The sequence below is a fragment of the Methanosarcinales archaeon genome, from assembly GCA_014859725.1.
Lineage (GTDB): Archaea > Halobacteriota > Methanosarcinia > Methanosarcinales > Methanocomedenaceae > Kmv04.
In genome coordinates, this window is sequence record JACUTQ010000083.1 from 1 (window position 1) to 9,665 (window position 9,665).

Here is a 9,665-nt window from a genome sequence, read left to right on the forward strand (position 1 = left end):
TCAGCTCTTTTCGAACGCTCAATATGGCCCACCAGCATCATTATTTCTTGCTTAGTAATGTTTTTGAAATCATTATTCAACATTTCAGCTAATATCTTCAGTTCAGTCAAATGTTTTAGAATCCTGGCTACACTTAGGCCCTCAGCGAAACAATAATTCTCAAACTAAAAAATCAGTTGCTTATTTTCCTCGCAAATATCCGAATTCTTAATCATCTCTTCAGTTGCTTTAAGACTCTTTTCGTGGTCGTACAACATATTCTATCACTTTCCCTTCTAATGACTTAACCCCACAGGAAGCAACGTGAAAGTAATCAAAAAATTGAGCGAATTGAAATTAAAGTAAAGTGCTCCGATGGGGATTTGAACCCCAGTCACAGGAGTGAGAGTCCTGCATGATTGGCCGTGCTACACTATCGGAGCGCTGGTTCTTATAATTTGTATTTGCATTTAACCTTTTTGTTGCATAAAGAGATGCTCATGTAATAAAATTTGGCTTATTGGAATTTAATCTGATGTGGTAAGAAAAACAGGTGAAAATATATATTTACCATTTATCAATAAAATTACTTTCAAACAACAAACAGTAGGCTGTTTTTTCTTACCATGATTTCATATAAATAAAGATATGACAATAATTTGTAATGAAAAATCAATATGCTTCGACATGAATAATGAAAAAGGTATATATATGATAACGAAAAAACAATGTCAGTAACAGGAATACCACTGAAGGAGTACTTTTTATGACAACAAGAAACTTTGTATTAAGGGATAAAAAAGGCAAAGAACATGGTGTTTTCACAGGAAAACAGCCACGCCAGGCAGCTCTTAAAGCAGCTAATCGAGGAAAGGGTACCAAAAAGAAACCTGAGACAATCATTCTCAGAGAAAGAGGGACCAAGAAACTTCATGTATATGAAGGATGGAGAGAAGAAGTAGCTGCTCCCAAGAACAAACCCAGCTGGATGCCTGAAAAGATCAAAAAGCCTAATGTAAGAAAGGTCAAGATCGAAAAAGTAGATAAAGTTTAAACAGCCCTGAAAAGGGCTTCTTTTTTTCTTTTAAAAAATATATTCTTTGGCGGGCATGCTGGGAATTGAACCCAGGTTCCAGGCTCCGGAGGCTTGAGTGATATCCTCTACACTACATGCCCATTGCCAGATAATAAACAGCTCCGGATATAAAAGCACCGCCCATTGTGGCCACTAAATTTACACCGCTATTTGACAACCATCCTTTTTGCTGCATGGTCGCGCCCAGCAAACTGTCGAAATTGGTACCTGCAAATCCACCCAGCACTACAATAAATACCCAGAAAATATAGGTAGAAATACCTGAAGGGGCAAGGTCAATCACACCAAGCGCCAGTGCCAGTATGCCTGTGATCAGAGACCCCCCGATACATACCAATTCCCCTAACACTGTTACTCCACCGTCTGTCCCAGTCCTTACAGGTTCAAATGTAGTTATCATAACCGGTTTGCCTTTGCAGGTTTCTCCGATCTCACTTGCAAGGGTATCTCCGGTCGCAGTAGCCACTGCCCCTAAATAAGCAAATAGCAAAACGTTGGAACCGTCATACACTCCATATCCCACTGCAAGAATAAGTGCAGTTATTGAATTACTAAATACGTTTTCGTAACTTCTTAACCCACCTTTGCTTTGGGCGACTCCCATTGCAAGTTTATAATCATATCTGTATCTTGTAAAAGCACCTCCCAGGAGAAAAAAAGAGATAAGGATCAAATACCAGTTGATATTTGTAAACACAATAATCAGTACCCCCAATAGCAGGGCAGCCAGCATAGCAGATACATCAGCAATATTCTGGCGGTATGCAAGGAATGATAAAAATAGTGAGAATATAAACGCTATCGAAAGGTGAATGAAATTCACATAATAACCGAAACTGGCAAACAGCCACATTACCATACCGGCACCCAACATCATTGTTAGATTTTTATTTGTTTTAGAAGGGATCACTTCCAGTAAAGCTCCCGTCAGGGCTCCTATCAATACCAGAAAAAATAACTGATTAGGAGCAACATCGAAATTCATCCATCCAATGGTCCAATAAGCAATTAAAAAAGCACTTAAAGCTCCAATTATTGTTAAAGCTATACTTGAAGTGGCATTAACTAATTTTTCATCCAGTTCATCTTCAATGTTCACTTCTGTTCGGATGTAACTTGCAGCGACATTGCCTATACAAGTAATAGCAATGGAAGCACTAAGAACATATATTGGGAATTCAAAATCATTACCCAGAATAAGAATTATTACCCCCATTAATAATGACGCACCTGAAAAACTCATTAATGAAATATAATAATCAACTATATGATGCCGACTAAAAAAAAAGATAACAATCAATATAAGAAACAGGATAGTAAAATATTGTAATGAAATAAACGGTATCAATAATGTTAATAAGATGAAAAATATAATATATCCAAGTGGCAAATTGTTTTTCCCTAGCATAAATATTCAAAGGTTGAGATGACCTTTTAAGGCAAATAATTTATGGAACCTATATAACTGATATACAATGGAAATCTTCTGGAAGTTCTACGAAAAAAGACTTGGAAGGATTATTCGAAAATATATGGATTCAATTCCAGGGCATATAGTATTGATTATTACAGAGAGTGATCTAATTGAAATCGATTCTCTGGATCGGATAATGGACTTTGTTGGATGGTGTGAGGAAAATAATATCCATATCCTGACAATCTATGTTAGCATGATAGACCTGGATGCAGCAATATCGAGCAAGGTATACGATGAACTTTTAGAACAACTCACTCTTAAGTTAAGAAATATTTATGCAACAATTGATCTATTCTCTGTTAATGGGGAAATAATAAATATCAAAACTTCTGAAAAATCCAAACTGCTTATCAATGTGTCTATGGGATATGGTGGAAAAAAAGAACTGACAAAAGCCTTTAAAGATATCATGCAAAAAGTGGATTCAAGAGAACTTAACCCAGAGGATATAAATGAATCTGTTATTGAAAATCATCTTCTTTTCAATGACGAACCCGATCTGGTGATACGCTCAGGTGGCAAACTTCTTACAGATTTCCTGATCTGGCAATCAGTTTATTCAGAAATATATTTCACTGACGTAAGCTGGATCCAGCTTCGAAAACTTGATTTTTTAAGGGCAATCAGGGATTTCCAGAAGCGTCAGAGAAGGTTCGGAAAATAATCTATTAGCTGAAATAGGCATCCTCACCATAACTCAATGTAGTTTGCTTATCTTTCATCAAGTTCATACCATCGACTTCAAATTCAATTTTTTCAATTTCCAGTACCAATTGATTATAATTGAATTTAAATCCTGCAATACTGTACTGATATAGGTGCCGATCCAAAATTTTTGAAATAATGCTAATACGCTCACCCGGTTCTCCATTTCCTGTCACATATATGGTATCTACGCCATTGCTGAATTTTTTTGTAGGTCCTTGATTTGGGCCGATATAATGGAAGGTCATCTCATTTAAATGGTAGCGTTTTTTGGTTGTAATATCATCAAAGATGAATTCCAGGGGAGCTCCGTAGTTCAGGATCTTTGAAGGGAAATAGCGATACCATAACCTGGATTTGTCACTGAAATTCACCATTACAATTTTCCAGGGCAGGGTTGAACCGAAACCAAACGCTCTCTCTAACCAAAAACTTCCCTCAAAATCTCTATCAAACAACTCACCCTTACATGTCCCGAACAGGTCGCTCATCTTACTGGCTAAAAAATACTGGAATCCCCTGCTGTTTCGGGCATATGCATCAAAATCCTCGGAAAAAGCTATCCATGAAGGATATCTTACAAGCGGATTCTGCATATATTCCCCATTGAATTTAGTAGAGATAGATTTAAATCGTGTGATCTCAGAGTGTTCATTTTTTAATAGAATGTCATAATGGGGGAACGAATTTGATATTAAAATTTCATATCCTGATTCAGTCACACAGGAGAATTCATTGCTTGTTACTTTACAAGTACAATTGTCATGAACAATATCTGATAATTTACCGCCATTATACTGCCAGACCCCACAGTAACAATCAAACCTTTCGTCATCGATCTGTTTATTGATAAAAACTTTGTTATTCAATTTATAGTCAAAAGGTCCGCAGCTGATAAGTACCTGGAGCATGCGGGGGTTGTTGTTATCATAATCTGACATAAGCCAGAACCAGTATGCTCCATTTAATATTTTCATTTTGTTAACCGAATAGAGTGCCTCATCCATATTATTCCATTCTTCGGCAACCATCCAATCTTTTATCACTGCGGGAAGCATGCCCTTACTATTAAATTTATTATTTATAACTTCTTTTATAATAGACAGCTTTTTAAGAGGTTACATACAATAATTTTAACTCCATACGAAAAAGGAAGATAATTATGTCAAAAACAACATTTAGAACGATTCCAGGCGAACAAATCATATTTACCGTCTCGCGTATTGAAGATTTGATTTATGGTGTAACATTCGACCCTTTATCGAATTCTGGTAAGATCGTTACTAATATTTCCCTTATAGATACAGATCAAATGGATGATATAATTCCCATATTCCGCGATGTGATGTACAGTGGTTTAACAGTTAGTCCATTAATAAAAATCCTCAAACCTGGTGAGACATTTGATTCCTACAAAATACCAAAAGATAAACATGGGATTGCTACGGTCTGCAGTATCACAGTTGACGGTGTGTTATTGAAACACGGTGTACCTGTAAAACCCAGGTTCGGAGGATTAGTAGAAATTAAAAATGGTGAACCGATCCGTTTTACCGATCTGGTTATGTACCACAGCACCACCATCGATCCATTAGAAATTCTTATGTCTCAATCCCTAACCTCGGTAAGTGAAATGATTACAAGCGGTTCAGGCAAGATACTTGCCAATCTCAGGGAAATTACCATTACTGCAAGGGATGTGGTAGAAGAAGTGTTGGATGATATGGTAGCTGTTGGTTTTAGTGGTATTATGGAAGTAGGGGAGCCTAATACCGATATTTTAGGTGTGGCTGTTGATAGAGATCATTTTGGTGTAGCTGTAATTGGTGGTACTAATCCTATGGCAGTGGCCCAGGAACAAGGATATAATATAGAAACCCATGCCATGTCAACCCTTATGGACATAAAGGAAATGACACCTATAAACTAGATCGTCTAATTAATTAAGATTTTAAGCCCCTCATTTTTTTAGCTGTGTGCCGATTATTGTATCAAGTGCTTGAATGAATTCTGATTTTGCTTCTTTTGGGATTGTAGCACCAGCAGCAATATCATGTCCGCCGCCCGCACCTCCAACACGTGTTGAAGCAGTATTTATTGCAATAGCAAGGTTAAGTCCCCTCCGAACCAGGTCGTAATTCCCCCTGCTTGACACTTTCACACCATCTTCGGCAGCGGCAAAAGCTATAATGGGAAGATTACGATCTCCTACAATACTTGTACTCATACCTGCAACTATACCAACTATTGTATCCTTGATATTGGATCCGGCATCAAAATATTGAAGGTTGTTGAGATTGACCAGTCCCTGTTCTTTCACAAGATTGATACCCTCTACAAGATTACGTCTGTGCTCTGCTAAAAGTTGAGTTGCTTTTTCATATTCTGAGCCCCTGTCCCCCATACATACAGCAAGTCCTGTATCAGCCCTGTCATATCTGGCCGTAGCATTCAGTAGTGTCGAATATTCAGATGCATCCCTGGTCTCAGTACCTTCCCGTTCTTTTTGTAGCGTATAGACTTCACCCACAAGTCTTTGTATCTTTTCACCGGGAATACCTGCCGTAATAGAATATTGTATCAGGGCAGACATTATACTCTGCTTTTCCTCCCTGGTCACATCGATCCATCGTAACCATTTCTCTCCGTGTTGATGGAGCTTCTGATTTTTTAGAAATTGTATACATGCATCTTCATTTCCGGTAAGGCCAGGTAAATATGGATCTGAAGAATATTGTATCATCTTGAAGATAGGCCTTGTCTGTTTTCCAAAAAGCATAAGATCTTTCTGGCAGAATAACGACCCATTTTTTCTTCCAATTTCCGCGATCTGGCTGTTGATACCTATGAGCTTGCTGTGCTTTACGTGCTGGAGGTCCCCTACTGCACCTACAATGGCCAGTCCTGATAAGTCATCATTGTCCCCCAGTGCCCTGGCCAGTAAAAATGTGGTACCTGAACCGCTTATCTCATAGGCACCATTTATCTGGAACACATGAGGATTTAAATGATTGGGATGATCACCTGATGGAATGTGGTGATCAGAAATGACTGCATTAATCCCCAGATTGGTAATCTTGTCAAGCATTCCACTTCCTAGATCGGTAAAAACAGTGACATCATAATTGGAATTTGCTATCCGATCCAATGAAGTTTCATCAAGTTTGCGGATAAATTCCACAGTGTATTCTTTACCTGCACGTTCAAGAGCTGTACAGATTATTGCTGCTGAGGTTAAACCATCAGCATCGATGTGAGAAACTACATGGATGTCCTGTTCATCAAATATGGTATTTGCACATTGCTGCGCTCTTTTTTCTAACCTATGCATGAATATTATAGTTCATTCGTGGAAGCTATGTTCAAATCTGCAGGTATCTTGGTAACATTTCCTACCTTTGCGCCAATGATATCTGTAATCTCCTTTTCAGCGGCAATATCTACAAGACGCTGGGTTACTACACCATCAAATACTACACATCTGACATTATTGTCCACATCTTTTATCGAACTTGCCAGGTCCCTGACCGTAACTTCTTTAATTACTTTCTTGTTATTGTCAAGTAACCGGGCACTCAGAGTGCCGTTCAATTCTTCCATATGGGTCTTGAACTCGTTGGCAATTGTATCTGTGACTTCTTTTCTTAGGCGTTGTCTTTCAACAGGCCTGGCTTTAGCTACTGAAGCTTTAACGATTCTTGGTCTAACTTCCCGTTCCTCCCTGCGCTTTGGCTGAGCTGTACTGCGAGCACGTCTTCCACCTATCTGATACATTTCCAGTGCTTGCTCTACTGGTATCTTCTGGCGCAGTGATCTGACGATCTCCTTTTGAACCAGTTCCTCAACGCCTTTACCATCAGGAGCCCTTGCAATGAAATCAATGTCTGCTACCTGAAGCAGTTCCTTAATGATCAATTCGCCGCCCCGATCTCCATCAGTGAAAGCTGTAACCTTCTTTTTCTTGCACAAGTCAGCAACAGCCTGTGGAACATTGGTTCCACCTACAGCAATGGCATTCTTTATCCCATATCTAAGCAGGTTCAATACATCGGCCCGCCCTTCCACTACAATAATGGCATCAGAATCCACTACATTGGGTCCTGCCGGAATATTATCTTTACCATAATAGGTCATCTCTTCGACCCTGATAGCCTGTTTCACTTCATCGGTGATCTCCTGACTTTCAGGAACGTTTTCGTCAAACATATCAGTCAGGATATGTTTTGCCCTATTTACGATATGCTGCCTTTTTGAAGCCCGAATATCCTCGACTTTTGTTATTTCAATATTTGCAATGCAAGGCCCTATCCTGTCAATGGTTTCCAGAGATGCCGCCAATATGGCAGTCTCTGCTTTATCGAGACTTGAAGGAATGTCAATAGTTCCGTTAGATTTGCCGCTAATTGATTTGATATTTACTTCTATCCTGCCGATCCTGCCGGTCTTTTGAAGGTCCCTCAAATCCAGGTCATTACCTAATAACCCTTCAGTCTGACCGAATATTGCTCCGACAACGTCTGGTCTTTCCACAACCCCGTCAGCCTTTATTCTGGAATGGATGATATACTTAGTAGTATCTGTATTTTGCATATAATTACACCTCTATAGTATGTTTTATAAAAAAAGTTAGAAAATGGAATTTTTAAAGATATAATTAAATTGATTTTTATTTCCAATTAAATTGATTTTTATTATTATCCAATGTTACTAAGTCATGTTAATCTTCAGTTCTTTTGGACATGCTTTATCAATTAATCATATCTCCTAACAATAATCTTCCCGATTAATGTAATCATTATTATCAAAGCTAATGGATTTAAAACCATTCAAATGGCTTAGCACCTTTTTTTTTGATGAACATCCCTTGAAATATCCGTGAATTTTACTTTTTTTATCTTTTACTTTTTGCACATTTTTGGTGAATATTGGAATGTATATGATTTTCTAACAATTTTTATTAATTTGTATTTGAATTATTTATATTACTGATTGTTATACCTATCACATATAATCATTTGCATGAACAATGTGATTTATGCTTTTATATTAGTGAGATAGAATATTAAAGTTTTGGTTGTAAGTGTAATTGTCATGTTCATTCATAGACTATTAAGTGGTTTCAATTCCTTTTTAAGGTTTGAAATATGGGTATTCAGACTTTCCACATCTTTTATCCTTTTTTTGACCAGATTCTGTATTTTTTCACGGATATCTGTGTTTACCTTCACACTTGCGGCCTTCAAATACTGCTCCATAAGCTCTGCCAGTCTGTTCCCGGTTCTGTCCCAGTCAGTCAAAATAATTGCTTTTCGATACTTTCTGGCCAATTCTTCACAAAACAGCAATAACGACTTTTTAGTACCGAGTTCAATGGGGCCTGTAATCCCTAATTCCCTTAAGGCTCTGCGATCTCTTTGGCCTTCTACTATTATGACATTCCCTTCGTTTGACTGGTTTTGAAGTTGCAGTATCAACTCTTCAAGTTTTTCCAACTGTTCCAGATCATTCAATAAAAACACCTTGGGTTTAGATATATCAATCTAATTTAATCATTTTCTATAAGGGGAGTTAATATAACGATAACCTGCTTAACACTCATTCCCCTGACATGTACGGCCTTCTTATGGCTTGTCTGGCCTGAGACTACAGTAATATCAGATGTTCCAATTCCAAAAATTTCAGATAGTTTTTCGGCCAATTGCTGGTTTGCCTTTCCCTTTTGAGCCGCCTGGGTAAGTTTAACCTCGATGCGCTTTCTCCAGGAATTGTAGCCGCTGGGCACCTGCACAATCCTGGACCCGGGAGTTACTTCCAGATCAATAATCACACCATTGGACGATTCCCTCAACGCATCTGAAAAAGGCAATTATATCACAATATCAAATATAATATCAGGTATTTTAAAGATTTGATTTAAATTCACGAAATACGCCAATATTTACCAGTGGTTTTCCAATTTGGTCCATAACAGATGAAAGAGATACTTCTATGGGGATAACCGATCCATCTTTTTTTCTCCCCAGGATCAGACCATTCCAGTAACCATATTTTTCCATTGCAGGGATGACATTTTCTTCAAGATTTGGCAGATCTTCTTCAGCATAGGAAATATTTGCAGGTTGCCCGAGTAATTCTCTCCGGCTATATCCGAATAATTTAGCACCAGATTCATTAATAAAACTGATCTTGTGATCAGAGTCCGAGATATCAATTCCGTCTGTAGCCAGATTGAAAGCTTTAGAGAATATCAACATATTCTTTTCTGCCTGCAGTCTCTTATTCACATTTCTGGCAATTCCATGTACAGCAACGGGCTTCCCATTTTCCATTATTGGTCTCAAATTGAATTCCAGAAACATTTTGGGACCAGTATAGATTTGGGGCACAAAAAATCGATCAAAAATATCC

At 38.0% G+C, this 9,665-nt stretch carries 10 protein-coding genes and 2 tRNA genes; 3 read left to right on the top strand and 9 right to left on the bottom strand.

Features of this window, described 5'->3' with window-relative positions; all coding sequences use genetic code 11:
• Positions 1-347 precede the first annotated feature (347 nt).
• Positions 348-422, bottom strand: a tRNA-Glu gene (locus IBX40_07995).
• A gap of 323 nt (positions 423-745) precedes the next feature.
• Between IBX40_07995 and IBX40_08000 the strand changes: the two genes are divergently transcribed.
• Complete coding sequence (locus tag IBX40_08000) at positions 746-1,033, top strand: non-histone chromosomal MC1 family protein (protein ID MBE0524257.1); 288 nt, start codon at positions 746-748, stop codon at positions 1,031-1,033.
• 47 nt (positions 1,034-1,080) lie between these two features.
• On the opposite strand, the gene IBX40_08005 is transcribed toward IBX40_08000, so the two are convergent.
• Both IBX40_08005 and IBX40_08010 read right to left on the bottom strand, forming a co-directional pair.
• Positions 1,081-1,155 (bottom strand) — tRNA-Arg (locus IBX40_08005).
• Positions 1,146-2,291 (bottom strand): TIGR00297 family protein, encoded by a 1,146-nt coding sequence (locus IBX40_08010; protein MBE0524258.1) that lies wholly within the window; start codon positions 2,289-2,291, stop codon positions 1,146-1,148. The genes IBX40_08005 and IBX40_08010 overlap by 10 nt, the downstream gene beginning before the upstream one ends.
• A 316-nt stretch (positions 2,292-2,607) precedes the next feature.
• Between IBX40_08010 and IBX40_08015 the strand changes: the two genes are divergently transcribed.
• Entirely contained in the window at positions 2,608-3,216 is a 609-nt protein-coding gene (locus IBX40_08015) for an undecaprenyl diphosphate synthase family protein (protein ID MBE0524259.1), read from the top strand.
• Positions 3,217-3,220: 4 nt separating this feature from the next.
• Here IBX40_08015 and IBX40_08020 read toward each other — a convergent pair whose 3' ends face one another.
• Positions 3,221-4,315 (bottom strand): hypothetical protein, encoded by a 1,095-nt coding sequence (locus tag IBX40_08020; GenBank protein ID MBE0524260.1) that lies wholly within the window; start codon positions 4,313-4,315, stop codon positions 3,221-3,223.
• A gap of 104 nt (positions 4,316-4,419) precedes the next feature.
• Between IBX40_08020 and IBX40_08025 the strand changes: the two genes are divergently transcribed.
• Positions 4,420-5,187 carry a DUF128 domain-containing protein gene (locus IBX40_08025; protein MBE0524261.1) on the top strand — a complete coding sequence of 256 codons (768 nt, stop codon included), beginning with the start codon at positions 4,420-4,422 and terminating at the stop codon, positions 5,185-5,187.
• A 30-nt stretch (positions 5,188-5,217) separates the two neighbouring features.
• Here the strand turns inward: IBX40_08025 and IBX40_08030 are convergent, their stop codons facing one another.
• The 5 genes from IBX40_08030 to IBX40_08050 all read right to left on the bottom strand — a co-directional run bounded on the left by IBX40_08030 (position 5,218) and on the right by IBX40_08050 (position 9,586).
• A complete protein-coding gene (locus IBX40_08030) occupies positions 5,218-6,588 on the bottom strand; it encodes a DHH family phosphoesterase (GenBank protein MBE0524262.1) in 1,371 nt (456 codons plus the stop codon).
• Between the two features lie 5 nt (positions 6,589-6,593).
• Entirely contained in the window at positions 6,594-7,847 is a 1,254-nt protein-coding gene (locus tag IBX40_08035; protein ID MBE0524263.1) for a DNA primase, read from the bottom strand.
• A 509-nt stretch (positions 7,848-8,356) separates the two neighbouring features.
• On the bottom strand, positions 8,357-8,767 hold the full coding sequence (locus IBX40_08040; protein MBE0524264.1) for a DNA primase: 411 nt from the start codon (positions 8,765-8,767) through the stop codon (positions 8,357-8,359).
• Between the two features lie 35 nt (positions 8,768-8,802).
• Positions 8,803-9,123 carry a YggU family protein gene (locus IBX40_08045; GenBank protein ID MBE0524265.1) on the bottom strand — a complete coding sequence of 107 codons (321 nt, stop codon included), beginning with the start codon at positions 9,121-9,123 and terminating at the stop codon, positions 8,803-8,805.
• Between the two features lie 34 nt (positions 9,124-9,157).
• Positions 9,158-9,586 carry a PAS domain S-box protein gene (locus tag IBX40_08050; protein MBE0524266.1) on the bottom strand — a complete coding sequence of 143 codons (429 nt, stop codon included), beginning with the start codon at positions 9,584-9,586 and terminating at the stop codon, positions 9,158-9,160.
• Between the last annotated feature and the right edge of the window lie 79 nt (positions 9,587-9,665).

Excerpts from the sequence above, each read along its gene's own strand:
- IBX40_08000 (MBE0524257.1), top strand. The coding sequence starts at position 746 with ATGACAACAAGAAACTTTGTATTAAGGGATAAAAAAGGCAAAGAACAT.
- IBX40_08010 (MBE0524258.1), bottom strand. The coding sequence starts at position 2,291 with ATGGGGGTAATAATTCTTATTCTGGGTAATGATTTTGAATTCCCAATA.
- IBX40_08015 (MBE0524259.1), top strand. The coding sequence starts at position 2,608 with ATGGATTCAATTCCAGGGCATATAGTATTGATTATTACAGAGAGTGAT.
- IBX40_08020 (MBE0524260.1), bottom strand. The coding sequence starts at position 4,315 with ATGCTTCCCGCAGTGATAAAAGATTGGATGGTTGCCGAAGAATGGAAT.
- IBX40_08025 (MBE0524261.1), top strand. The coding sequence starts at position 4,420 with ATGTCAAAAACAACATTTAGAACGATTCCAGGCGAACAAATCATATTT.
- IBX40_08030 (MBE0524262.1), bottom strand. The coding sequence starts at position 6,588 with ATGCATAGGTTAGAAAAAAGAGCGCAGCAATGTGCAAATACCATATTT.
- IBX40_08035 (MBE0524263.1), bottom strand. The coding sequence starts at position 7,847 with ATGCAAAATACAGATACTACTAAGTATATCATCCATTCCAGAATAAAG.
- IBX40_08050 (MBE0524266.1), bottom strand. The coding sequence starts at position 9,586 with ATGGAAAATGGGAAGCCCGTTGCTGTACATGGAATTGCCAGAAATGTG.